Genomic DNA, 25,039 nt, shown 5'->3' on the forward strand with positions numbered 1-25,039 from the left:
TCGCCATGACCCAGTTCGACAAAACCCGCCTGCCTAGCCGCCACGTCTCCGTCGGTCCCGAACGCGCGCCCCACCGCAGCTATTATTATGCGATGGGCCTCACCGAAGAGGATATTGCCAAGCCCTTCGTTGCGTTGGCGAGCGCCGGCAACAATTCGGCGCCCTGCAACACCACGCTCAACGCACAGGCCGATGCCGCGCAGGCGGGCGTGATCCAGGGTGGCGGTATGCCGCGCCGGTTCAACACGATCACCGTCACCGACGGCATCGCCATGGGCCATCAGGGCATGAAGGCCAGCCTCGTCAGCCGCGAGGTCATCGCCGATTCGGTTGAGGTGTCGGTCCGCGGCCATTGCTACGACGCGCTGGTCGGCTTCGCCGGCTGCGACAAGTCGTTGCCCGGCATGATGATGGCGATGCTGCGCCTGAATATCCCGTCGATCTTCGTCTATGGCGGATCGATCCTGCCGGGTCGGTTCCACGACCGCGACGTCACCGTCGTCGATGTGTTCGAGGTCGTCGGCAAATATGCCGCGGGCGCCTGTCCGCTATCCGAGGTGCACGAACTGGAAAAGGTCGCCTGTCCGGGCCATGGCGCATGCGGCGGTCAATTCACCGCGAACACCATGGCCTGCGTGGGCGAGGCGATCGGTTTATCCTTGCCGAACAGTAACATGGTGCCGGCTCCTTACACCACGAGAGAACAGATTGCCGTGGCGGCGGGTGCGCAGGTGATGGAGCTGGTCGCGCGCAACTTGCGCCCGCGTGACATCTGCACGCGTGAAGCCTTCATCAACGCCGCGCGCGTTGTCGCCGCGACCGGCGGTTCGACCAACGCCGCGCTTCACCTCCCGGCTATGGCGAACGAAGCCGGCATCGATTTCGACCTGTTCGACGTCGCTGAGGCTTTCAAAACAACGCCTTACATTGCAGACCTCAAGCCGGGTGGTCAGTATGTCGCTAAGGACATGCATGAGGCGGGTGGTGTCTACATGCTGATGAAGACGATGCTCGCCGGTGGCTTCCTCGACGGCAATTGCATGACCGTTACCGGCAAGACGCTTGGCGAGAATATTGATCAGGTGACGTGGAACCCTGACCAGAAGGTCATCTACGACATCGCTACGCCGATCACGCCGACCGGCGGAGTCGTGGGCCTGCGCGGCAGCCTCGCCCCCAATGGCGCGATCGTGAAGGTCGCAGGCATGCACCGCCTGCAATTCGCAGGCCCGGCGCGGTGCTTCGATTGCGAGGAAGACGCCTTCGCCGCGGTCGAGGCGCGTGCGATCAACGAGGGCGAGGTCATCGTCATCCGCTACGAGGGGCCGAAGGGTGGTCCTGGCATGCGCGAGATGCTGTCGACCACCGCGGCGCTCTACGGCCTTGGCATGGGCGAAAAGGTCGCGCTGATCACCGATGGCCGCTTCTCGGGCGGTACGCGGGGCTTCTGCATCGGGCATGTCGGGCCCGAGGCGGCAGAGGGCGGCCCGATCGCCTTGGTAGAGGACGGCGACACGATCCGCATCGACGCCGAAGCCGGGACGATCGATCTGTTGGTCGACGACGCTACACTCACCGCGCGCCGCGAAGCCTGGACGCCGCGCGTGAACGATTACGGCGCGGGCGCATTGTGGCGCTATGCCCAGAACGTCGGTCCCGCCTTCCAGGGCGCTGTCACCCACCCCGGCGCAAAGGCCGAACGCCACGTCTATGCGGACATCTGATCGCCCGCTGGCGGCGGGCAGGGTGGTGGCGGGAACGGCACTGCTTTTGCTCGCCGCCTGCGGTGATCGTGGTGCCGGCACGGCGAATACCCAGGCGCTGACCAACGCGGAAAGCGTTCAGCGTCACGCCGCCGACGACGCAGATCTGATCCTCTGCGCACATGGTAGCGATGCGTTCCGTCGGACCTGTACGGTGGAACGCACGCAGGAGGATCGCGGGCTGATCCTAACCGTCCGCCACGACGACGGCGGTTTTCACCGCTTGCTCGTCACGCAGGATAACCGCGGCGTCATCGCGGCCGACGGGGCGGAGGCGGCGCGCGTCTCGATCATCGATCCGCAGTCGATCGAAGTGGCGATCGGCAGCGATCGCTACCGCCTGCCCGCGACGATCGCGTCGACACAATGATCGCGCCCGAAGGCCAGCCGATCCTGACCGCAGCACAGATGCGCGCTGCGGAAGACGCCGCCGTCGCGTCGGGCACGTCCGTCGAGACGCTGATGCAACGCGCGGGCGAGGGCATAGCCGCTGCCGTGCGCCGACTGACCGCAGGCGCCGACGTGCTCGTCATCTGCGGCCCCGGCAACAACGGCGGCGACGGCTATGTTGCCGCCTCGGTTCTGCACCGCCACGGCCTGACCGTACGTGTCGTGGCGGACGAGGACCCTCGCACACCGGCTGCCCGCGCCGCGCGCCGGGACTGGCAGGGCGACGTCGAGCCGCTGAGCACGGCACGGCCTGCGCCGGTCCTGATCGACTGCATGTTCGGCACGGGTCTGTCGCGACCGCTGCCCGCCGCCAGCGACGTATCGCTCGCCCGCCTCGCCCATGCAGCGCAGGTCGTGATTGCCGCCGATCTGCCCAGCGGCGTCGATGCCGACACCGGCGCGGTGCCTGATTGGATCGCGGCGCATCCCGCGACGCTCACCCTTGCGCTTGGCGCCCTCAAGCCGGCACACGTGCTCGAACCGGCGGCGAGCGCCTGCGGCACGGTCCGCCTGATCGACTTGGGCCTCGGCGAGCGACCCACCGACTGCGTCGTCGCGACGGCACCGCATCTGCCACAGCCCGGACCCGAATCGCACAAATATACGCGCGGCATGGTCGCCGTTGTCGTCGGCGCGATGGAAGGCGCTGCGCGACTAGCGGGGATTGCCGCCCTGCGCAGCGGCGCGGGTTATGTCGCGCTCTATGGCGACAGCGGTCGCGGCGGGCCCGACGCCCTGGTTCACCGCCCGTATGATCCCGAAGCGCTGTCGGATCCGCGGATCGGGGCCATCCTGATCGGTCCGGGATTGGGCCGGGACGACGACGCACGGCAGCGCCTTAAGCGGCTGGTCTGCGCCGACGATCACGCGCTCGTCATCGACGGGGATGCGCTGCAACTGCTCGATCCGGACACGCTGGCTAGTCGGCGCCACCCCGTCATCCTGACGCCGCACGCCGGCGAGTTCAAAGCGCTGTTCGGCGATGGCGCCGGCTCGCTGCTCGATCGCGCCCGCGCGGCGGCGAAGCGCACCGGTGCCGTCGTCGTCCTGAAGGGCCCGACGACCATCGTCGCCGCGCCCGCTCGCACGATCGTTCATCCGCGCGACAACCCCTGGCTGTCGACCGCCGGCACCGGCGACGTGCTCGCCGGCGCGATCGCGGCGCAGCTTGCCCATGCCGGCACCGATCCGCTCGCGGCAGCGAGTGCCGGCGTCTGGCTTCACGCCCAGGCGGCCCGCCGGCTCGGGGCCAGCTTCATCGCCGACGACTTGGCAAATGCGCTGACGCCCGTCAGGGCGAGTGCATGACCGATCCCGATACGATTCTGCCCCCCGATACGATTGTCCGCGTCGCCGCTCGTGGCGATGGCGTCACCGCCAACGGTCGCCATGCCGCCTTTGCGGCGCCCGGCGATCTGCTCGGCCCCGACGGCACGCTGACCTACGGCCCCCATCATCAGACGCCGCCGTGCCGCCATTTCCCCGAATGCGGCGGCTGCCAGCTCCAGCATCTCGACGACGAATCCTACGCCGCCTTCGTCACCGATCGCGTTGCCAGCGCGCTGGAGGCTCAGGGACTGACTGCGCCGTTGCGCGCGCCGCTCGTCTCACCGCCGCAAACCCGCCGCCGCGCGACGCTGCATGTCGAAAGCAAGGGCGGTCGCATCCTGTTGGGCTTCTCTGCCGAGAAGAGCCACGCCATCGTCGATGTGCGCGAATGCCACATCCTCGCGCCGCAGCTGTTCGCGGTGGTCGCGCCGCTCCGCGCCCTGCTTCAGAAGCTCGGCTTCAAGCGCCGGGGCGACGTCCACCTGACGCTGTCCGATCAGGGGCCCGACATCCTCGTGACCAACCTGTCGGCAGACGGTCTCGCCGCCGCGGAGACGATCACAGCCTTTTGCGAGCGGCACGGCATCGTCCGCTTCACGCTCGACAGCGGCGACGGGTTCGAAACGCGCTGGGAGCCGCAGCCGGTGACCATCACGCTGGGCGGCCACCCCGTGCCGCTGCCGCCCGCGTCCTTCCTGCAGGCAACGCAGGAAGGCGAGGATGCGCTCGTCGCCGCGATGCGCGAAGCGACCGCGGGGGCGGGCACGATCGCCGACCTGTTCGCTGGCCTCGGCACCTTCGCGCTCGCCCTGCCGGCACGCGTGTACGCTGCCGAGGGCGCGCGCGACGCGATCATGGCGCTGAAGGCCGGCGCAGCGCATGGCGGCCGCCCGATCTTTACCGAACATCGCGACCTGTTCCGCCGCCCGCTCACCGTCGCCGAGCTCGATCGCTTCGACGCGATCGTCATCGATCCGCCCCGCGCCGGCGCTCGCGATCAGGCAGAGGCGCTCGCCGCCTCCCAGACAAAGGTCATCGGCTATGTCTCGTGCAATCCCAGCAGCTTCGCCCGTGATGCGAAGATGTTGGTCGAGGGCGGCTGGCGGATCGACTGGATCCAGCCCGTCGGCCAGTTCCGCTGGTCCACTCACGTCGAACTCGCCGCGCGGTTCGTGCGGTAGCGAGCACGAGGGACGGGGGCGACCCATCAACCCGAACCACGTCACCCCAGCGAAGGCTGGGGTCTACGTGGGCTCCTGTCCCGATTTCTCATCAGCAGACCCCGGCCTTCGCTGGGGTGACGGTCGGTTCTGTGGCGTCCGCGCATCAATACACCGCCGTCATGAAGAACAATCCGTCGGGCGGCGCATTCAGCCCCAACCGCGCACGATCCTTCGCCGCGAGCGCGTCCGCCACATCCGCCACCGACCACCGCCCCATGCCGACCAGCGCCAGGCAACCGACCATCGATCGCACCTGATGGTGCAGAAACGACCGCGCCGCCGCCCGCACCGCGATCCGTTCGCCGTCGCGCGTCACGTCCAGCACGTCCAGCGTCCGCACCGGACTATCCGCCTGGCAATGCGCGGAACGAAACGTCGTGAAATCGTGTCGCCCTACGAGTGTCGCCGCCGCCGCTGCCATCGCGTCGGCGTCCAGCATCTGCGGCACCTGCCATGCCAGCCCCGCCTCCCACGTCAGTGGCGCGCGCCGGTTGACGATGCGATATTCATACGCCCGCCCGACGCACGAAAAGCGCGCATGCCAGTCGTCCGCCACCTCGACGCAGTCGAGCACCGCGACCGGTGCCGGCCGCACCCGCGCGTTGAGCGCCTCCATCAACCGGAACGGCGCGATCGTCTTGGCGATATCGACATGCGCGCGCATGCCCAGCCCATGCACGCCCGCATCGGTCCGCCCCGCGGCATGCACCGCGGTCGTCTCGCCGGTGACGGCGAACACCGCGTCTTCCAGCGCCTGTTGCACGCTCGGCCCGTGCTTCTGCCGCTGCCAGCCCATGAACGGCCGCCCGTCATATTCGATCGTCAGCGCGAACCGCGTCAAAGCTGCGTACCCGACCGCACCGGGAAGCCGCGCAGCATTTCCTCCGCGCTCGTCACGCCGCGCCCGGCGCGCTGCACCAGCGTCGGGCGGATCGCGCCGTCGCCACACGCGATCGTCAGCGCCGCATCCACGGTCGTCCCCTCGCCGCCGGGGAAGGAGAAGGGCAGCACGTCGGCGCTGAGCAGCTTCACCCGCTCGCCCGCAATCTCCACCCAAGCGCCCGGCGCCGGGTTCATCGCGCGGATCTGCCGCTCGACCTCGACCGCGCTCTTGGTGAAATCGATCCGGGCCTCCGCCTTGTCGATCTTGCGCGCATAGGTGACGCCGTCCTCCGGCTGCGGCACCGATGGATGTCCATCCAGATCGTCCAGCACCTCTACCATCAGCCGCCCGCCCAGCGCCGCCAGCGCATCGGTCAGTTCGCCCGCCGTCTGGCGCTCGATCGCGATGCGCCCCTCCAGCCGCACGGGGCCGGTATCGAGCCCTGCCTCCATCTGCATGATCCCGACCCCCGTCTCGGCGTCGCCCGCCAGGATCGCGCGCTGCACCGGCGCTGCCCCGCGCCAGCGCGGCAACAGCGACCCATGGACGTTGAGGCAGCCATGCTTTGGCGCGTCGAGGATCGCCTGCGGCAACAGCAGCCCATAAGCCGCCACCACCGCCACGTCCGCGTCCAGCGCCGCGAACGCCGCCTGCGCCTCGGCACCTTTCAGGCTTACCGGATCAAAGACCGGTATCCCCGCCGCCTCGGCACGCAGCTGGACCGGCGATTTGACCAGCTCGCGCCCGCGCCGACCGCCCGGCCGTGCCGGCTGTGTATAGACCGCGACGACCTGATGCCCCGGCGCCGCCAGCACCGCATCCAGCACGTCGCGCGCGAAGGCCGGGGTTCCCATGAAGATGATCCGCATGGGGGTCTTCAACGCGCTGGCGGGGCAGGGCGCAACCCCCTATCTGTTCCCCATGGCATCCCCCGAAATCGAGGCGCTGACCCAGGCGCTCGCGCGCCTTCCCGGCCTCGGCCCCCGATCCGCCCGTCGCGCGGTGCTGCACCTGCTGAAGAAACGCGAGGCCGCGCTCGGTCCACTGCGCGCCGCGCTGGAGGCGGTGGACGAGCGGCTGGAGACGTGCGGCATCTGCGGCAACGTCGATACCGCCAACCCCTGCGCGATCTGTGCCGATCCGCGCCGCGATCAGCGGTCGTTATGCGTCGTCGAAGAGGTGGCCGACCTTTGGGCGCTCGAACGTTCGCGCCTGTTCCCCGGCCGCTTTCACGTGCTCGGCGGCCGGCTGTCGGCGCTCGAGGGCGTCCGCCCCGAAGACCTCGCCATCGATGCGCTCGTCGCTAGGATCGAGGCGGGCGGCATCGACGAGGTCGTCCTCGCGATGAACGCGACGCTGGAGGGCCAGACCACCGCCCATTATCTCGCCGACCGGATCGAGCGCTTCCCTGTCCGCGTCACGCAACTTGCGCACGGCCTGCCGGTCGGCGGCGAACTCGACTATCTCGACGAAGGCACGCTCGCCCAGGCGCTGCGCGCAAGACGGCCGGTCGCCTGATCGCTGGTCACCCCAATCTTGACGCCAAACGCCCCGCGACTTAGCTCGACCCGATGGCAGTTCTTCCCATCGTCGAAATCCCCGATCCGCGCCTGCGCCTGATCTCCAAGCCCGTCGAATCGATCACCGATGACACGCGCACCTTCGTGCAGGACATGATCGACACGATGTACGATGCGCACGGCATCGGCCTCGCCGCGATCCAGGTCGGCGTCGACCAGCGCATTCTTGTCATCGACCTGCAGGAGGAAAAGGACGAGGACGACAAGCCGATCAAGGCGCCTAAGGCCTATATCAACCCCGAAGTCCTGTCGGTCAGCGACGAGACGAGCACCTATAACGAAGGCTGCCTGTCGATCCCCGAACAATACGCCGACGTCCAGCGGCCCGCATCGTGCCGCGTCCGCTGGCAGGACGAAACCGGCGCCGCCCATGAGGAAGAGCTGACCGGCCTGCTTGCCACCTGCATGCAGCATGAGATCGACCATCTCAACGGCGTGCTCTTCATCGACCATATCAGCCGCTTGAAGCGCGACATGGTGCTCAAGAAGCTGGCGAAGGCGCGCCGCTGATCGAAACCAGCCGGCGCGAGCGTCACGCCGGCTGCATCACCGCCAGCACATGCCCGTCCGGATCGGCGACGTGAAAGCGCCGGCCGCCCGGAAAGGCGAAGATCGGCACGGTTACGCGCCCGCCCGCCGCCTCGACCGCGGCGAGGGCTGCCTCTAGATCGTCCACCTCGATCACCGGCAGCGGCGTCGCGACGCGATCCGGCGCTGCGTCCAGTCCGACATCGGTGTCGCCGCTCGTCGTCGCGGCATAGTCCGGCCCGTAATCGGTGAACGTCCAGCCGAAGGCATCGGAATAGAATGCCTTCGCCCGCGCGCGATCCCCCACGGGCAGCTCGAGATAGTTCAGCCGGGCCGTCGAATTCTCCTATTTCGTTCTTGATACGTTCTGGGTGCACGCCTAGCCTTTGGCAATGGTCGGTCCCATGCCCCGACGCGCCGTGCGTGGCGCGACACTGAACAGCGAAAGCCGCCGCTTCAACCTGCCGCAGGTGGAGGCGGACGGCGACTGGCTCGACGCGCGAGGCGATATCGACGGCGAATCGCCTCCGGTGCGGACCAGCGTTACAACCGAACAGCCCCGCACGATCATCAGTCGCAACGCCTCGCCCGACGTTGGCTTCGACCGCTCGATCAACCCGTATCGCGGCTGCGAACATGGCTGCATCTATTGCTTTGCCCGGCCGACACATGCCTTTCACGATTTGTCGCCCGGCCTCGATTTCGAAAGCCGGCTGTTCGCCAAGCCACAGGCGGCGGAGCTGCTCCGCGCCGAACTGGGCAAGCCCGGCTATGCCGTCGCGCCGATCGCGCTGGGCACGAACACCGATCCCTATCAGCCGATCGAGAGCGATTGGCGAATCACCCGCAGCGTGCTGGAGGTGCTGCACGACACGCGGCACCCGCTGACCATCACCACCAAATCGGACCGCGTCGTCCGCGATATCGACCTGCTGGCGCCGATGGCCGCCGAGGGACTGGCGGCGGTCGCGCTGTCGATCACCTCGCTCGATCCGCGCATCGCCATGACGATCGAACCGCGCGCGCCGCATCCCGAACGGCGGCTGAAGGCGGTGCGTGCGCTCGCCGATGCGGGCGTACCGGTCTATGTCTCGATCGCGCCGGTGATACCGGCGATTACCGATCACGAGATCGAGCATCTGGTCGAGCGTGCGGCAGGGGCGGGGGCGCGCGCCTGTTTCTTCATCCCCGTCCGCTTGCCGCACGAGGTCGCGCCGCTGTTCCGGGCCTGGCTCGACACCCATTTCCCCGATCGTGCCGGCAAAGTGATGACGACGATCCAGAGCCTGCGCGGCGGCCGCGACAACGATCCCGGTTTCTTCACGCGCATGCAGGGGGCAGGGCCATGGGCCGAGCTGATGCGCACCCGCTTCGCCATCGCCTGCCGAAAGCACGGCCTCGCCAACCGCGGCGTAACTCTCCGCACCGACCTCTTCCGCCCGCCGGCGGGCCCGCAGGGCGAGCTGTTCTGAGGGGGCGTACGCCTAATCTATCTCCGTCACCCCGGACCTGATCCGGGGTCCCGCTTTTGTTCCGAGCGGGGTGACAAAGAAGCGGGATCCCGGCTCAAGGCCGGGATGACGGGGCGTTCGGGGACATGCCCGTACTGTTGCGGAGACATCCTGACACGCCCGCCGCTCTCATGGGAGCGCACTGCCCCTCGTCACCCCGGACTTGATCCGGGGTCCCGCTTTTACACCGACCGCAGCGACAACGACGTTGGCGTCCGCACGACGCCGGGTCACGGGGCACAGTCGTTGCGAAATGCACCACCCCTGCACCCGTTAGGCACCCGCTAACCATGACGGGCGCATCGAGACTATCATGACCTCGCGCCGCATCTGGCTGATCCTCGCGCTCGTCGCGCTGGCGCTTCGGCTGCCCGATATCGGCAATCCGCTCGTCGATCTCGACGAACAGATGTACCTGCTCGTCGGCCAGCGGATGTGGGACGGCGCGATCCCCTATGTCGACATCTGGGATCGCAAGCCGATCGGTTTGTTCCTGATCTACGCCGTCAGTGCCGCGCTGCCGATCGACCCGATCGTCGCCTACCATCTCGTCGCGCTGGCTGCGGCGGTGGCGACGGCGGGATGCATCGCGATGCTCGTGCGTACCTTTGCCGGACCAAAAGCCGCGCTCGCCGCGGCCATCCTCTACCTAGTCTGGTTGTCGCTGATCGGCGGGCGCGGCGGGCAGTCGCCGGTGTTCTACGACCTGCCGATGGTGCTTGCCGCATGGCTGACCTGGCAGACGCTGGCGGGTCGGCGCCGCGGCGGGATCGCCGCGATGCTGCTGGTCGGCGTCGCGCTCCAGATCAAGCCGACCGTGGTGTTCGAAGGCGCATTCTTCGGCGCGACGCTGCTGGTGGCGTCATGGCGCCACCACCGCAGTTACGCGCGCGTCGCGGGGGACGCTGCGGTCTACGCCGTCGCCGCCTTGCTGCCGACTCTGATAGCGACGGGTGCCTATGCCGCCATGGGGCAGGGCGGCGCCTGGTGGTTCGCCAATGTCCAGTCGATCTTCCTGCGGCGCCTGACGCCCGGCGACCCGATCGCGACGCGGCTGATCGGCGCCGTCGTCGTGCTGCTGGTACCGTTCGGCCTCGCGATACGCGGTCTCGCGATGCAGCGCGGGCAGAACCGCTGGTTCCTCGCCGGCTGGCTGGCAAGCGCGATCGTCGGCTGGCTGCTCGTCCCGCCCTATTTCAACCATTATGCCCTGCCGCTGCTCTTACCCCTCGCGGTCACGGCCGGCATCGCGCTCGATCGCCCGGCGCTGCGCTGGCTGGCGGCGCTGACCGGCGCGGTGATGCTGGGGATGAGCGGCTATCCCCATTGGGGCGAGACCGCGACGATCCGTCGCCAGCTCGCATCGCTCGCCTCCGCCTTCGGGCAGGATCGCGATCGCGGCTGCCCCTTCGTCTTCGATGCGCCACCCGCGCTCTATACCGCGGCGCACGCCTGCCTCCCGACCCGTTATCCGTTCCCGCCGCATTTGGTCGAGCCGAGCGAGGCGGGCGCCATCGGCGTCGATCCACGTCGCGAGCTAGCGAGGATCCTCGCCGCGAGACCCCCGGCAATTGCCGTCGGTCGATCCGATGCGATGATCCACGCGACGCTGGTTACGGACTATCGCCCGGTGGCGCGGGCGCTGGGGGTCACCATTTTCCGCCGCGCCGATCTGTCGCGCGGGACGGATAGGTCAGGCGCGTCCGTGCGTTCTTCCAGCCCGCACTGATGCGGCCGGCAGGAGCGCAGCATGATCGATCCCGATACACCCAAACCCACCGAACGCCCTGACGGCGAGGTGCCCGATACCAACGTCCCCGACGAATCGGGTGCCGGCTACGGCAATCACGGCGACGCCGACGATTGATCGCCGACACGAAAAAGGCCCGGACGCGCAACGCATCCGGGCCTTTTCCTTATTCGATAAACGAAAGACTTACGCCCAGTTCGCCATCTTCTGCTCGAGGTTCGAACGCACCGCCTCGAAGAACTGCTCGGTCGTCATCCAGGGCTGATCCGGGCCGATCAGGATGGCGAGATCCTTGGTCATCTGGCCGTTCTCGACGCACTCGATGCAGACGCGTTCCAGCGTCTCGGCGAAGCGGACCACGTCGGGCGTGTTGTCGAACTTGCCGCGATACTTCAGGCCGCCGGTCCAGGCGAAGATCGACGCGATCGGGTTGGTCGACGTCGCCTTGCCCTGCTGATGCTGGCGATAGTGGCGCGTGACGGTGCCGTGCGCCGCTTCCGCTTCCACGGTCTTGCCGTCCGGCGTCAGCAGCACGGAGGTCATCAGACCCAGCGAGCCGAAGCCCTGCGCGACCTGATCCGACTGGACGTCGCCGTCATAGTTCTTGCACGCCCACACGAACTCGCCGTTCCACTTCAGCGCCGATGCGACCATGTCGTCGATCAGGCGGTGTTCGTAGACGATGCCCGCTTCCTTGAACTTGTCCTTGAACTCGGCCTCGAACACCTCGGCGAACAGGTCCTTGAAGCGGCCGTCATAGGCCTTCAGGATCGTGTTCTTGGTGCTGAGGTACACCGGCCACTTCAGGTTCAGGCCGTAATGCATCGACGCGCGAGCGAAATCGCGGATCGAATCGTCCAGATTGTACATGCCCATCGCGACGCCCGACGACGGGAACTGGAAGACTTCCTCGTCGATGACGGTGCCGTCTTCGCCTTCGAAGACCAGGCGCAGCTTGCCCGGACCGGGAACGCGGAAATCGGTCGCCTTATACTGGTCGCCGAACGCGTGACGGCCGACGACGATCGGGTGCGTCCAGCCCGGGATCAGGCGGGGGACGTTCTTGATCACGATCGGCTCGCGGAACACCACGCCGCCCAGGATGTTGCGGATCGTGCCGTTCGGCGACTTCCACATCTTCTTCAGGCCGAATTCCTCGACGCGCGCCTCGTCCGGCGTGATCGTCGCGCACTTCACCGCGACGCCATACTTCTGCGTCGCCTTGGCGGCGTCGACCGTCACCTTGTCCTCGGTGGCGTCGCGGTGCTCGACGCCGAGGTCGTAATAATCGAGCTGGATGTCGAGATACGGCTTGATGAGGCGTTCGCGGATCCATTCCCAGATGATGCGCGTCATTTCGTCGCCGTCGATCTCCACGACGGGCGTCTTCACCTGAATCTTGGCCATATGCTCTTCCTGCAAGGGGAGTTTGCGTGTGCGTCTAGGCACAAGCGCCACGCGGATCAACCACCGGCGCACCCTTCCGGCCCGAGAGCGTTGTGTTGCAGGAACGTCACGGTTACACCTGCGCGTTATGTCATCGCTTGAAAAGCCTCCCCACACGCCGCTGCCGACGACGACCGTCAAGTGGCGCTTTCCCTCGGTTCACCCCGAAGGGCACAAATACGCCGCCATCGCCTTGGGCATCACGTTGCTCGGCACAGTGCTCACCAAGGTGCTGTTCTGGCCGCTGCTCGCGGTCGTGGTCTGGGTGCTCACCTTCTTCCGCGACCCCGTGCGCACGACGCCGACGGGCGAGGGGCTGATCATCGCGCCCGCCGATGGCCTCGTCACCATGATCCAGAAGGTGCCGGTGCCGCGCGAGCTGGTCGGCGACCTTGGCGATACGCCGCTCACGCGCGTGTCGATCTTCATGTCGGTGTTCGACGTCCACATCAACCGTACGCCGATCGCCGGCACGATCCGCCAGGTCGTCTATATCAGCGGCAAGTTCCTCAACGCCGATCTCGACAAGGCATCGGACGAGAACGAACGCCAGCATATCGTCGTCGAAGGCCGCGACGGTCGCCGCATCGGCTTCACCCAGATCGCGGGTCTCGTCGCGCGCCGCATCGTGCCCTTCGTCAAGCCGGGCGACATGGTCGCGACCGGCCAGCGTATCGGCCTGATCCGGTTCGGCAGCCGCGTCGACGTCTTCCTGCCCGACGACATCATCCCGCAGGTGACGCTCGGCCAGCGTTCGATCGCCGGTGAGACCGTCATCGGCCGCGTCGGCGGCGTGCCCGTCACCGGCATCGCCCAATAATGGACGATTCGTCGGAGCAGGGCCCCCCGCTATCGCAAGGTCGGTTCGCCGGCCGTCGCCTGCCTCGCCGCCCGCGGGGCCTGCCGCTGCGTGCCGTGGCGCCCAATGCGGTTACCGCCCTTGCGCTGTGTTCGGGCCTCAGCGGCGTTCGCTTCGCAATCGGTGGCGAATGGCAAAGCGCGGTCGCGATGATCATGATCGCCGGGGTGCTCGACGGTCTCGATGGCCGCATCGCGCGCATGCTTCACGGCGAAAGCCGCTTCGGCGCCGAGCTCGATTCGCTGTCCGATGCCATTTCCTTCGGTGTGGCGCCGGCGCTGATCCTCTATCTCTGGTCGCTTGCCGCGCTGCCCCGCATCGGCTGGATCAGTGCGTTGGTGCTGGCGGTGTTCTGCGCATTGCGCCTCGCCCGCTTCAACGCGAAGATCGATGAAACCGATCAACCGCACAAATCTGCCGGGTTCCTCACCGGTGTTCCTGCCCCCGCCGGGGCAGGCCTCGCCATGCTGCCGATGTATTTCTGGTTCTGGACCGACGAGCCGATCTTCACGTCACCCTGGCTCGTCGCCCTCTGGGTGGCCTTCGTCGCCCTGTTGATGGTGTCGAGCGTCGCGACCTTCTCGTGGACCTCGCTACGCCTTCGCCGCACCGTGCGGTTCGAGGCGATCGCGGCGGTGGTCTTCCTGGGTGCCGCGCTGGTATCGGCGCCGTGGCACACGCTTAGCGTGATCTGCCTCGGCTACCTGCTGACGATCCCGTTCAGTATCGCCAGCTACGCCCGGGTCAGGCGGCTGCGCGCAGCCGGCGAACGGCCGCGGGCACCGGAGCCGACGCCCAGCGCCTGACGGCGATGCGGCGCTCGGCATGGGCGAGCTGCGACAGCGGGGTGAACGCCGGTTCGACATGGCCGGAGGCGAGGCGGGCGATGCGACGCCATTGCGGAGCGACGGTGGCGATCATCACCCCGGCCGCCGCCAGAAACGCGCCTACGAACACCAGACCGGACAGCACTGCAACCATCGAACCAACTCCCTCGCAGGGTTGCGAGCACCCTGTGGATAACTCGCTAAACCCATGTTTTATCGGTGAGTTCCCATAAGCATTTGATTTTCGCCCATTTCGGCCCCTTATTGATCTCCATTAAGGGGCGCTTTGGGCCTGGGTCACCGTATGAACCCTGTATGTTCCATCTACGTTCCTTGTGTCAAGCGGATGTTCCAGCTTGCACCTGCGTGCGGCTTTCGCTAAGGGCGCGCTCCTCAACCCCGCATGGGAAGCATCATAGCCCGGTGCGCGTGGCCGCAAGGCCGCCGTCATCCGCTTCCCAGAGGCTTTAACCGGAAGGAATTATCCTATGGCGGCACCCGTCGTCACCATGCAGCAGCTGATCGAGACCGGCGCGCACTTCGGCCACCAGACCCACCGCTGGAACCCGAAGATGAAGCCCTACATCTTTGGCGACCGTAACGGCGTCCACATCCTCGACCTGTCGCAGACCGTTCCCCTCTTCGCCCGCGCGCTCGAGTTCATCTCGTCGTCGGTCGCCAGCGGCGGCAAGGTGCTGTTCGTCGGCACGAAGCGCCAGGCGCAGGACGCCGTCGCCGATGCGGCGCGCCGTTCGGGCCAGCATTTCGTCAACCACCGCTGGCTGGGCGGCATGCTCACCAACTGGAAGACGATCAGCAACTCGATCAAGCGTCTGAAGGCGCTCGAAGAGCAGCTGTCGGGAGACACGCATGGCCTGACCAAGAAGGAAGTGCTGCAGCTCACCCGTGAGCGCGACAAGCTCGAACTGTCGCTCGGCGGCATCCGCGACATGGGCGGCATCCCCGAAGTGATGTTCGTGATCGACGCGAACAAGGAAGAGCTGGCGATCAAGGAAGCCAACACGCTCGGCATCCCCGTCGTCGCGATCCTCGATTCGAACGTCTCGCCTGACGGCATCGCCTTCCCGGTTCCTGCGAACGACGACGCGAGCCGCGCGATCCGCCTGTATTGCGAAGCCGTGGCGATCGCCGCGACACGCGGTAACCAGGAGCAGCAGTCGCGCCGCGGCGTTGACCTCGGTGCGCAGGACGTCGCTCCCGTCGAGGAAGCCCTGACTGTCGAACCGGCCGCCCCGGAAGCCGGCGCGGCAGCGGAGGCTGAGCGTCAGATCGACGCGTAAGCACCGTCACGATGCTTTCATGCGGGCGGGGCAGGGCGTGCGCTCTACCCCGCCCGCAAACACATTCAGACTATAGAGGATATGCACATGGCTGATATCACCGCAGCGATGGTCAAGGACCTGCGCGAAAAGAGCGGCGCGGGCATGATGGACTGCAAGAAGGCGCTGAACGAGACCGCCGGCGACATGGACGCCGCGCTGGACTGGCTGCGCACCAAGGGCCTCGCCGCCGCGCAGAAGAAGTCGAGCCGCACCGCGGCCGAGGGCCTCGTCGCCGTCGCGACCAGCGGCACCAAGGGTGCGGCGGTCGAAGTGAACTCGGAAACCGACTTCGTCGCGAAGAACGACCAGTTCCAGCAGTTCGTCCGCGAAGTCGCGCAGATCGCGCTGGCGACCGGCGGCGACGTCGACGCGCTGAAGGGCGAGTCGATGCCCTCGGGCAAGTCGGTCGAGGAAGTGCTGACCAACAACATCGCGACGATCGGCGAAAACCAGTCGCTGCGCCGCGCCAAGCGCCTCGAAGTGTCGAAGGGTGCCGTCGTCAGCTACGTCCACAATCAGGCCTCGCCGGGCCTCGGCAAGATCGGCGTGCTCGTCGCGCTCGAATCGGACGCCAATGAAGAGGCGCTGCAGGCGCTCGGCAAGCAGCTGGCGATGCACATCGCCGCCGCTTTCCCGAAGGCGCTGAACGAGAACGATCTCGACGAGGGCGAGATCGAGCGTGAACGCGCGATCGCGACCGAAAAGGCGGCCGAATCGGGCAAGCCGGCCGACATCATCGCCAAGATGGTCGAAGGCTCGATCGCCAAGTTCCGCAAGGAGCACGCGCTGGTCAGCCAGCTGTTCGTGATGGACGGCAAGACCAAGATCAGCGACGTCGTCGCCAAGGCGGGCAAGGACGCCGGCGCCGAGATCAAGCTGGTCGATTATGTCCGCTTCCAGCTCGGTGAAGGCATCGAGAAGGAAGAAAGCGATTTCGCCGCCGAAGTCGCCGCAGCTTCGGGCGTCGCGCAGAAGGGCTGATCCAGCCTGTCGCCCGTCTTTCGGGGCGGCGAGCGTTACAAAAAGGGGGCATCGCGTGACGTACGCGATGCCCCCTTTTTTTCGTGTGCCGTGCCCAGGCGTTCAGTGTGCCGACCACCCCAGGGTCAGCCGCAATCCCAGCACCAGCGCATTGCCGATCGTCCGGTCTGCCGCCGGATTGATGACATATTGGATGTCGGGCTGCAGCGAGACGCCCTTGACCAACGTATCGGTATAGGTCGCCTCGATGATCGTTTCCGCCCGGCCCAGCGGGGGCAGTTCCGGTGGATTGGCGCTGCGATAGCTGTTCGACAGCACGCCGCTGCCCGCCCCGATCGAAAAGGCGCTGTCGGGCCGCGATGCGAAGGGCTGTTTCAGCAGCAGGCCGCTTTGCCACCCACCGCGAAACGGCGTCGTCTTTCCCTCGGACAGCCCCAGCCGCAGAAATCCTTCAAGCTGGCGGGGCGCGTCGGCCTTGCCCGCGAGCAGGCGCTCGGCGATCAGATAGACGCCGCGCGATGCGTGGAAGCCGGGTCCTTGCGAGATTTCCGGCGGGATGATCGTCGGCTGCGTGCGCGTATAGGTCCATGCGCCGATCGCGACGCGGCCATTGCCCGTCCAGCCCGCTTCGCCGATCACCAGCGCGCCGTCGCGGCCGGTGAAGTCGATGCCGTTCTCGTCGCCGATCGTGCCGGCGCGCGCATTGACCACGGCGAGCGCGCCATAGGTCTTGCCGCTTTCGACCCGCAGCCGGGCGGCGAGCGCCGTCGAGGGGAAGATCGCCGGGCCGTTGACCCCCGTCGCCGCCAGTTCCGATCCGACGCCGAACATCGGCGAGATCAGCAATCCCGCGGCATCGTTCTGGTAGAATTCGCTGTTGACGTCATACAGGCCGGCACGCAGCGACCAGCCCGGGGCCAGCGCCTGTTCCACCCAGGCTTCGTACAGCTTGAAGCGCCCCTGCGACACTTCGATGTTATTGATGCCCTGGATCGATCCGGCGAGATCGTTGGGCTTGCCACCCATATTGTTGAGCAGCGCGCCATGCGCCTTGCCGCCATGCCATCCGATCAGCGCGTCGAGATCGGCCTCGGCGATCACGTCGATATTGTCGAGATAACGCACGCCGCGCTCGACGCCGCCCGATGCCACGCCGGCAAGATCGGCTGTGTATTCGGCCGACAGGCTCCATGCGCTCGACGCCTTCTAGGCAATCGCCGGGTCGATACACCCGACGCTCATCGCGATGATACCGGCGCCCAACCGCGTCGCGCGGCAAATGGCAAAGATCCTGTCCATGTCTACTCCCTGTTATGACTGTTTACGGGAGCAGTGCTGGCGATGGCGTTTCTCTTATTGGTCAATATGGACTTAATTTGACTTGGTGACGGCCCATCAGCATTTCGGTAGGCGCCCGCCGGAGAAGCCCGTCAGCGCGGTTAACCCAACTTTATCCGTTTTCGACATAATGACAGGAACATTACGCGGAACGGGAGATTTCAGGGGTGCGATCAATCAACACGATGATGATGGCGGCGATTGCCGCGATCATCGCTCTCGTCCTGGCTTCGGCCGGGGTGAGCCTGTGGGCCAACGGTCAGCAATCCGCTGCGCGCGATCGCGTCAGCGCTGCCTCCCGCCTGCTGCGCAATCACATGACCGCCGACATGATGCACGACGCGGTCCGTGGCGACGTCCTGTCGATCCTGCGCGCGATCCGCGTCGGCGATCTCAGCCTCACGGACAATCGCAAGGCATTGGAGCAGGATGTGGCAACGCTGCGCAAGGCGCTGGCGGCCGATCGCGCCTATACCGCTGCGCCGGAAGTCGTTGCCGCGGCGACGCAGATCCAGCCGCAGGTCGATGCCTATATCGCCAGTGCCCGCGCCGTCGCGGCGACGGCCGCCGTCGATCAGGATCGCGCGTCGACGATGCTTCCGGCGTTCCTGCGCACCTTCCACGACCTGGAATCGGGCATGGAAACGGTGTCGGATCGGTTGGAAGCCCATCTGACCGCGGTGGACGCGGACGCGGACCGGATCGCCAGCTTCGCATCCCTGTCGATGATCGCCACGGCCCTCGCGCTGCTGGCCCTCGTCGGCACGATCGGCGTGCTGTGCCGGCGCTATGTCGTCGCCCCGCTTCTCCAGCTGGTCAGTGTTCTGAACCGGATGACGTCCGGCGATCTGGCGGTGGCTGTGCCCGCCACCGGTCGCGGCGACGAGCTGGGGCAGCTTGCCGGCGCGACGACGGCGCTGCGCGATCAGCTGGTCGCCGCGGAACAGGCCAAGGCGGCGCAGACGACGTTGATCGTCGACAGCTTCGGTCAGGCGCTGTCGCGTCTGGCGGAGGGTGACCTGGTCTCACGCGTCGATGCCGATCTCACCGGCCCGTTCGCGCGCATCAAGGACGATTTCAACGCCGCCGTATCCGCCCTGCAAACGACGCTCGCCGCCATGTCCGAATCGGCGTCGAGCATCAACAGCGGGGCCGGCGACATCCGTCAGGCCTCCGACGATCTGTCGCAGCGCACCGAACAGCAGGCGGCGAGTCTCGAGGAAACCGCCGCGGCGATGGACGAGATCACCAGCACCGTCCGCTCCACCGCGGAACGCGCCGGCAGCGCCAATGCCGCGGTGCGCAGCGCCCGCGACGAAGCGCAGCATTCGGGCGCCGTCGTGCGCAACGCCGTGGAGGCGATGGGCGGGATCGAGCGCACGTCGGGCGAAATCTCCGAAATCATCAGCGTCATCGACGGCATCGCCTTCCAGACCAACCTGCTGGCGCTGAACGCCGGTGTCGAGGCGGCGCGCGCAGGCGATGCCGGCAAGGGCTTCGCCGTCGTCGCATCGGAAGTGCGGGCGCTGGCGCAGCGGTCGGCAGAGGCGGCCAAGGACGTCAAGACGCGGATCACCGCCTCGTCGCAACAGGTGGACGAGGGCGTGCGGCTGGTCGGCGAAACCGGCCAGGCGTTGCAGCGGATCATCGACCGGATCGCCGAGATCGACGGCCTGGTCGCCGACATCGCGCGCTCGGCCGAACAGCAGGCGACCGGCCTGCAGCAGGTCAACACGGCGGTCAGCGAGATGGACGGCGTGACACAGCAGAATGCCGCGATGGTCGAGGAAGCGACCGCCGCCGCGCGCAGTCTTGCCGCCGAAGCGGAGGCGATGGCGCGCCAGATCACCCGCTTCCGCACCGGCAGCGGCAGCGCGTCCATGGCGTCCCCCGTCGCCCAGTTGCAGGAACGGGCGGCCGTGGCGGGGCGCCAGATCGCCGCGGCCGGCAAGCGGCGCGCGACGGGCAATCTCGCCGTCGTCGAAGCGTCGGACGACTGGTCGGAATTCTGACCGACGCGGGCAGGGGCGGCACGTCGACACGCCGCCCCTGCCGCCATCGGCCCGCCCCTGCCGCCATCGGGCCGCCGTTGCCCCGGCACGGCCGATCTGCTTAACCTCGCGCGCATGAAGACCCTCTTTGCCGCGAGCCTGCTCGCCACCGCCGCTGCCATCGCCGCGCCCGCCGCCGCCCGCCAGCTCACCATCGATGACGTCACCACGCTCAGCCGGGTCGGCGCGCCGACCGCGTCGGCGGACGGCAAGTGGCTGGTCTGGGCCCAGCGCGAAACCGATCTCGCCGCCAATCGCGGCCGCTACGACCTCTGGCGCCTCGACCTGACGCGCAAGGGCGCCAAGCCCGAACCCCTGGTCGCCGAGGCGGAGGTCAACGAAAACGCACCGCAGATCGTCGGATCGACCGTCTACTTCCAGTCGAACAAGGGTGGCGAGGACGCCATCTGGGCGGTGCCGGTTACCGGAGGCACGCCGCGCAAGCTCACCAGCTTCCAGGGCGGCTTCGGCGGCTTCAAGGTCGCACCGACCGGCGACCGCATCCTCGTCTGGGCCGATCGCAAGCCCAACGCGCCCAGCCTCGCCCCCGCCATGGTGAAGAAGGACCCGCTGGCCGGCGAAGGCCGCGTCTACGACAAGATGTTCGTGCGCCATTGGGATACATGGGCGGACGGCACGCAGTCGCAGCTCTTCGTCCTGCCCCTGACCGCCGCGGGCGCGCCGGGTGACGGCGTCGCGATCGAACACGGCCTCGACGGCGATGCCCCCTCACGGCCCTTCGGCGGCGGTGAAGAGGTGTCGTGGAGCGCCGACGGCAAGACCGTCTATTTCGCGCTGCGCATCGCCGGCACCACTGAACCGCTGTCGACCAACCTCGACATCTGGTCCGCGCCCGCCGACGGATCGGCCGCGCCGGTGAACCTCACTGCGGCCAATCAGGCGACCGACAATCTGCCCACCGTCTCGCCCGACGGTCGCAGCCTCGCCTGGTTCGCGATGAAGCGGCCCGGCTTCGAAGCCGATCGCCAGGTGCTGATGCTCCGCGATCTCGCCACCGGCCAGGTGCGGGCGCTGACCGAGGGCTGGGATCGGTCGGTCGGTTCGATCGCCTGGTCGCCCGATTCGAAGCGCATCTACGTGACGGCGCAGGATACGCAGGAAAACCCGCTGTTCAGCGTCGATCCCGCGACCGGCAAGGTCACACGCCTGACGCAGCAGGGCCATGTCTCCGCGGTCGTTCCGACGCCCAAGGGCGCGGTGGTCGCGATCAACAGCCTGACCGCGCCCGACGATTTCTACGCCGTCGCCGCAACCGGCAAGGGCAAGCCCGCCCGCCTCACCGCAGTCAACGCCACCAAGCTCGCCGGCATCGACATGCCGACCGTCAGCCGTTTCAGCTTCACCGGTGCGAACAACGACACCGTCTGGGGCTATGCGGTGAAGCCGTACGGCAGCACCGGCAAGGTGCCCGTCGCCTTCATGGTCCACGGCGGCCCGCAGGGATCGAGCGACAACAGCTGGTCCTACCGCTGGAATCCCGCGGTCTTCGCCGGCGCAGGCTATGGCCTCGTTGCGGTCGATTTCCATGGCAGCACCGGCTACGGCCAGGCCTTCACCGATTCGATCAGCAACAATTGGGGCGGCTGGCCGCTCGACGATCTGAAGGCGGGGCTGGCCGCGGCGACCACCAAGTTCGGCTGGCTCGACGGGACCAACGCCTGCGCGCTCGGCGCCTCCTACGGCGGCTATATGATGAACTGGATCGAGGGCAATTGGCCCGATCGCTTCAAGTGCATCGTCCAGCACGACGGCGTCTTCGACGCGCGCGCCATGGCGTATGAGACCGACGAACTGTGGTTCGACGAATGGGAACACGGCGGTAAGACCTATTTCCAGGATCCGGCCGCGTTCGAGAAGTGGAACCCCGTCAACTATGTCGCGCAGTGGAAGACGCCGCAGCTGGTCATCACCGGCGAAAAGGACTTCCGCATTCCCTATACGCAGGGCCTCGCCGCCTTCACCGCGCTCCAGCGCCGCGGCATCCCCTCGCGCCTGCTCGTCAACCCGAACGAGAACCACTGGGTGCTGAAGCCCGCCAATTCCCGCCAATGGTATCGCGAGGTGCTCGGCTGGATGGACAAGTGGACCGGCAAGACGCCGCGCTGACGCCCCATCTGTACGAACCGGGGAGGCTTGGATAAGGCCTCCCCATCATGACAGACCTTCCCAAGACCTTCGACCCCGCCGCCATCGAACAGCGCTGGTATGCGCATTGGGAGGCGAACGGCCTGTTCCGGCCCGACCGACCGAACGCCGAGCCGTGGACGATCGTCAACCCGCCGCCCAACGTCACCGGCAGCCTGCACATCGGCCACGCGCTCGATAACACGCTGCAGGATATCCTGACGCGGCATGCGCGCCTGAAGGGCAAGGATGCCTTGTGGGTCGTCGGCACCGACCATGCCGGCATCGCGACGCAGATGGTCGTCGAGCGCCAGATGAACGCCGCCGGCCAGAAGCGCACCGACCTCAGCCGCGACGACTTCATCGCCAAGGTGTGGGAGTGGAAGGCGGAGAGCGGTGGCCAGATCACCCAGCAGCTCCGCCGCCTGGGCTGTTCGATGGACTGGGCCAACGAACGCTTCACGATGGACGAAGGCTTTTCGAAGGCCGTCCTCAAGGTCTTCGTCGAGTTGCACCGCCAAGGCCTGCTCTACCGCGACAAGCGCCTCGTCAATTGGGACCCGGGCCTCGGCACCGCGATCAGCGACCTTGAGGTCGAGACGCGCGAGATCAAAGGCAGCTTCTGGCGCCTGCGCTACCCGCTCGCGGACGGATCTGGCTTCATCGAGGTCGCGACGACGCGGCCGGAAACGATGCTCGCCGATATGGCGGTCGCGGTGCATCCCGACGACGCGCGCTATACCGCGCTGGTCGGCAAGCAGGTCCGCCTGCCGATCACCGGCCGCCTGATCCCGATCGTCGCCGACGAACACGCCGATCCCGAACTGGGCTCCGGCGCGGTGAAGATCACGCCGGGCCACGACTTCAACGACTTCGAGGTCGGCCGCCGCGCCGGGATCGAGGCGCGCGACATGCTCAACATGCTCGATGCCAAGGCGCAGATCGTGCAGACCGCGGACGGCCTGATCCCCGCCGACCTGCTCGGCCTGTCGACCGCTGACGCGCGCAAGGCGATCGTTGCCCGCCTGAAGGACGATGGCGTCCTCATCCCACATCTCGACAAGGACGGCGCCGAGCATGACGCCGAACCGCGTACGATCCAGACGCCGTTCGGCGACCGCTCCGGCGTGGTCATCGAACCCTGGCTGACCGACCAATGGTATGTCGACGCCAAGACGCTCGCGCAGCCGGCAATCGAGGCGGTGCGCAGCGAGGCGATCAAGATCGTCCCCAAGACCTGGGAGAAGACCTTCTTCAACTGGATGGAGAACATCCAGCCGTGGTGCGTGTCGCGCCAGCTGTGGTGGGGCCACCAGATCCCGGCGTGGTTCGCCGACGACGGCCGCGTGTTCGTCGCGGAAACGGAGGCCGAGGCGCAGGCCGAAGCGGGCGAGGGCGTGGCGCTCACCCGCGACCCCGACGTCCTCGACACGTGGTTCTCCTCCGCGCTCTGGCCGTTTGCGACGCTCGGCTGGCCCGACAACACCGACCCCACGCTCGGCGGCCGCTACCCCAATGACGTGCTGATTTCCGGCTTCGACATCCTGTTCTTCTGGGATGCGCGGATGATGATGCAGGGCATGCACTTCCTGAAGGACGTGCCCTTCAAGACGCTGTACCTCCACGGCCTCGTCCGTGCGGCGGACGGCGCCAAAATGTCGAAGTCGAAGGGCAATACCGTCGATCCGCTCGGCCTGATCGACACCTACGGCGCCGACGCGCTGCGCTTCTTCATGGCGGCGATGGAAAGCCAGGGCCGCGACATCAAGATGGATGAGAAGCGGGTCGAGGGCTATCGCAACTTTGCGACCAAGCTGTGGAACGCCGCGCGCTTCTGCCAGGCGAACGGTATCGGCGCGAGCGCGACGATCGAGGCACCGGCGGCGACGCTGCCCGTCAACGCCTGGATCATCGGCGAAACGATCCAGACCGTGCAGGCGATCGACCTCGCGCTCGCCGACCTGCGCTTCGACGCGGCGGCGAACGCCATCTATCAGTTCGTCTGGAGCCGCTTCTGCGACTGGTATCTCGAACTCATCAAGCCGCAGGTCGTTGACGGCGTCCGTGGCGAGATCGATCCGGAATCCAAGGCGGTCGCCGCCTGGGTGCTCGACCAGATCCTGATCCTGCTCCACCCGTTCATGCCCTTCATCACCGAAGAGCTGTGGCACGCCAACCCGCGCGATCACGACCTGATCGTGGCACAATGGCCGCTGACCGACGCCCGCAGCCTCGACCCGGCGGCGGAGGCGGAGGTCGCGTGGCTGATCCGCCTCGTCGGCGAAATCCGCACCGCGCGCACCGAACTCAACGTGCCGCCGGGTGCGAAGCTGGTACTGCACACCGCCGACGCCGATGCCGTCTTGGGTAACCGGTTGGAACGCAACGCCGCGACGCTCGGCCGCCTCGCCCGGATCGAGAATATCAGCTTCGACGCACCCGCCGCGGGCAGCGTGCTCCAGATCGTGGTCGATGGCACTACCTTCATGCTGCCGGTCGAGGGCGTCATCGACCTCGACGCCGAACGCGCCCGCCTGACGAAGGGCATCGCCGCTGCGGAAAAGGAGCGCGACGCCCTCGCCGGCCGCCTCGGCAACGCCAGCTTCGTCGAACGCGCCAAGCCCGAAGCGGTGGAAAAGGCCCGCGCCGACCACGCCGAAAAGGCAGCAGAAGCGGAACGCCTCTCGGCCGCACTGGCGCGGTTGGGGTAAGGAACGGTCCCACCACCCCGTCACCCCGGACTTGTTCCGGGGTCCACCGGGCCGCGGGGAGAGGGTAGAGGCTCTCCCCGTCCCCCTCGCCGCGGAGTGGACCCCGGAACAAGTCCGGGGTGACGGGTGGTTTGCCGCGCCCGTCTCGCGTTCCGCGAAGTGGAACAGCGCACCGGAGCGGCGATCGACCTGCCAAACCGCAACGGAAAACTCACCGACCGATCGGCCACATCGCTAAGGGTAGGGCACACAGTCCCCCACCCACTCCGTCACCCCGGACTTGATCCGGGGTCCATCTATCCGCCCGAAACCACGCGCTCT

21 protein-coding genes are annotated in these 25,039 nt (G+C 67.3%); 15 read left to right on the forward strand and 6 right to left on the reverse strand.

Annotated elements, in window-relative coordinates:
• The first annotated feature begins 5 nt into the window (after positions 1-5).
• The 4 genes from ilvD to ACGVWT_RS01445 are packed head-to-tail and all read left to right on the forward strand — an operon-like array spanning position 6 to position 4,723.
• The gene (ilvD, locus tag ACGVWT_RS01430) at positions 6-1,724 is read left to right on the forward strand and encodes a dihydroxy-acid dehydratase (protein WP_315461354.1); all 1,719 of its coding nucleotides are present in this window, start codon (positions 6-8) and stop codon (positions 1,722-1,724) included.
• Positions 1,711-2,133, forward strand: coding sequence for a hypothetical protein (locus ACGVWT_RS01435; protein ID WP_315461353.1), 423 nt, complete (start codon positions 1,711-1,713; stop codon positions 2,131-2,133). The genes ilvD and ACGVWT_RS01435 overlap by 14 nt, the downstream gene beginning before the upstream one ends.
• Positions 2,130-3,521 (forward strand): NAD(P)H-hydrate dehydratase, encoded by a 1,392-nt coding sequence (locus ACGVWT_RS01440; protein WP_315461352.1) that lies wholly within the window; start codon positions 2,130-2,132, stop codon positions 3,519-3,521. Before ACGVWT_RS01435 ends, ACGVWT_RS01440 begins: the two co-directional genes overlap by 4 nt.
• Entirely contained in the window at positions 3,518-4,723 is a 1,206-nt protein-coding gene (locus tag ACGVWT_RS01445; RefSeq protein WP_315461351.1) for a class I SAM-dependent RNA methyltransferase, read from the forward strand. The genes ACGVWT_RS01440 and ACGVWT_RS01445 overlap by 4 nt, the downstream gene beginning before the upstream one ends.
• Before the next feature lie 145 nt (positions 4,724-4,868).
• On the opposite strand, the gene truA is transcribed toward ACGVWT_RS01445, so the two are convergent.
• Both truA and fmt read right to left on the reverse strand, forming a co-directional pair.
• Complete coding sequence (truA, locus tag ACGVWT_RS01450) at positions 4,869-5,606, reverse strand: tRNA pseudouridine(38-40) synthase TruA (protein WP_315461350.1); 738 nt, start codon at positions 5,604-5,606, stop codon at positions 4,869-4,871.
• Positions 5,603-6,517, reverse strand: coding sequence for a methionyl-tRNA formyltransferase (fmt, locus tag ACGVWT_RS01455; RefSeq protein ID WP_315461349.1), 915 nt, complete (start codon positions 6,515-6,517; stop codon positions 5,603-5,605). The genes truA and fmt overlap by 4 nt, the downstream gene beginning before the upstream one ends.
• 52 nt (positions 6,518-6,569) lie before the next feature.
• On the opposite strand from fmt, the gene recR reads away from it, so the two are divergent.
• The gene (gene recR, locus ACGVWT_RS01460) at positions 6,570-7,166 is read left to right on the forward strand and encodes a recombination mediator RecR (protein ID WP_024310551.1); all 597 of its coding nucleotides are present in this window, start codon (positions 6,570-6,572) and stop codon (positions 7,164-7,166) included.
• 53 nt (positions 7,167-7,219) lie between these two features.
• A complete protein-coding gene (gene def / locus ACGVWT_RS01465; RefSeq protein WP_116461302.1) occupies positions 7,220-7,738 on the forward strand; it encodes a peptide deformylase in 519 nt (172 codons plus the stop codon).
• A gap of 22 nt (positions 7,739-7,760) precedes the next feature.
• Here the strand turns inward: def and ACGVWT_RS01470 are convergent, their stop codons facing one another.
• Positions 7,761-8,084, reverse strand: coding sequence for a VOC family protein (locus ACGVWT_RS01470; RefSeq protein WP_315461400.1), 324 nt, complete (start codon positions 8,082-8,084; stop codon positions 7,761-7,763).
• A gap of 64 nt (positions 8,085-8,148) precedes the next feature.
• Here ACGVWT_RS01470 and ACGVWT_RS01475 point away from each other — a divergent pair, with 64 nt between their 5' ends.
• Both ACGVWT_RS01475 and ACGVWT_RS01480 read left to right on the forward strand, forming a co-directional pair.
• Positions 8,149-9,228 carry a PA0069 family radical SAM protein gene (locus ACGVWT_RS01475; RefSeq protein WP_394425138.1) on the forward strand — a complete coding sequence of 360 codons (1,080 nt, stop codon included), beginning with the start codon at positions 8,149-8,151 and terminating at the stop codon, positions 9,226-9,228.
• Between the two features lie 352 nt (positions 9,229-9,580).
• On the forward strand, positions 9,581-10,996 hold the full coding sequence (locus ACGVWT_RS01480; RefSeq protein ID WP_315461347.1) for a hypothetical protein: 1,416 nt from the start codon (positions 9,581-9,583) through the stop codon (positions 10,994-10,996).
• A gap of 207 nt (positions 10,997-11,203) precedes the next feature.
• On the opposite strand, the gene ACGVWT_RS01485 is transcribed toward ACGVWT_RS01480, so the two are convergent.
• Positions 11,204-12,424, reverse strand: a complete 1,221-nt coding sequence (locus ACGVWT_RS01485) for an NADP-dependent isocitrate dehydrogenase (RefSeq protein ID WP_017978968.1) — start codon at positions 12,422-12,424, stop codon at positions 11,204-11,206.
• 127 nt (positions 12,425-12,551) lie between these two features.
• Between ACGVWT_RS01485 and ACGVWT_RS01490 the strand changes: the two genes are divergently transcribed.
• Positions 12,552-13,283 carry a phosphatidylserine decarboxylase gene (locus ACGVWT_RS01490; protein WP_116461298.1) on the forward strand — a complete coding sequence of 244 codons (732 nt, stop codon included), beginning with the start codon at positions 12,552-12,554 and terminating at the stop codon, positions 13,281-13,283.
• Positions 13,283-14,128: a phosphatidylcholine/phosphatidylserine synthase gene (locus ACGVWT_RS01495; RefSeq protein WP_315461346.1), complete on the forward strand. Its 846-nt coding sequence runs from the start codon at positions 13,283-13,285 to the stop codon at positions 14,126-14,128. The genes ACGVWT_RS01490 and ACGVWT_RS01495 overlap by 1 nt, the downstream gene beginning before the upstream one ends.
• On the opposite strand, the gene ACGVWT_RS01500 is transcribed toward ACGVWT_RS01495, so the two are convergent.
• On the reverse strand, positions 14,067-14,303 hold the full coding sequence (locus ACGVWT_RS01500) for a hypothetical protein (RefSeq protein WP_315461345.1): 237 nt from the start codon (positions 14,301-14,303) through the stop codon (positions 14,067-14,069). The two genes, ACGVWT_RS01495 and ACGVWT_RS01500, sit on opposite strands and share 62 nt — an antisense overlap.
• A gap of 334 nt (positions 14,304-14,637) precedes the next feature.
• Between ACGVWT_RS01500 and rpsB the strand changes: the two genes are divergently transcribed.
• Complete coding sequence (rpsB, locus tag ACGVWT_RS01505) at positions 14,638-15,450, forward strand: 30S ribosomal protein S2 (protein WP_315461344.1); 813 nt, start codon at positions 14,638-14,640, stop codon at positions 15,448-15,450.
• An 87-nt stretch (positions 15,451-15,537) separates the two neighbouring features.
• A complete protein-coding gene (tsf, locus tag ACGVWT_RS01510) occupies positions 15,538-16,473 on the forward strand; it encodes a translation elongation factor Ts (protein WP_116461295.1) in 936 nt (311 codons plus the stop codon).
• Between the two features lie 102 nt (positions 16,474-16,575).
• On the opposite strand, the gene ACGVWT_RS01515 is transcribed toward tsf, so the two are convergent.
• Positions 16,576-17,598: a carbohydrate porin gene (locus tag ACGVWT_RS01515; protein WP_315461343.1), complete on the reverse strand. Its 1,023-nt coding sequence runs from the start codon at positions 17,596-17,598 to the stop codon at positions 16,576-16,578.
• 380 nt (positions 17,599-17,978) lie between these two features.
• Here ACGVWT_RS01515 and ACGVWT_RS01520 point away from each other — a divergent pair, with 380 nt between their 5' ends.
• The 3 genes from ACGVWT_RS01520 (at position 17,979) to ACGVWT_RS01530 (ending at position 24,718) form a co-directional block, all read left to right on the forward strand.
• A complete protein-coding gene (locus ACGVWT_RS01520; protein WP_315461342.1) occupies positions 17,979-19,823 on the forward strand; it encodes a methyl-accepting chemotaxis protein in 1,845 nt (614 codons plus the stop codon).
• 114 nt (positions 19,824-19,937) lie between these two features.
• Entirely contained in the window at positions 19,938-21,989 is a 2,052-nt protein-coding gene (locus ACGVWT_RS01525; RefSeq protein ID WP_315461341.1) for a S9 family peptidase, read from the forward strand.
• Between the two features lie 47 nt (positions 21,990-22,036).
• A complete protein-coding gene (locus tag ACGVWT_RS01530; RefSeq protein WP_315461340.1) occupies positions 22,037-24,718 on the forward strand; it encodes a valine--tRNA ligase in 2,682 nt (893 codons plus the stop codon).
• Positions 24,719-25,039: the final 321 nt, after the last annotated feature.

The organism is Sphingomonas sp. S6, from assembly GCF_043498045.1.
Taxonomy (GTDB): domain Bacteria; phylum Pseudomonadota; class Alphaproteobacteria; order Sphingomonadales; family Sphingomonadaceae; genus Sphingomonas.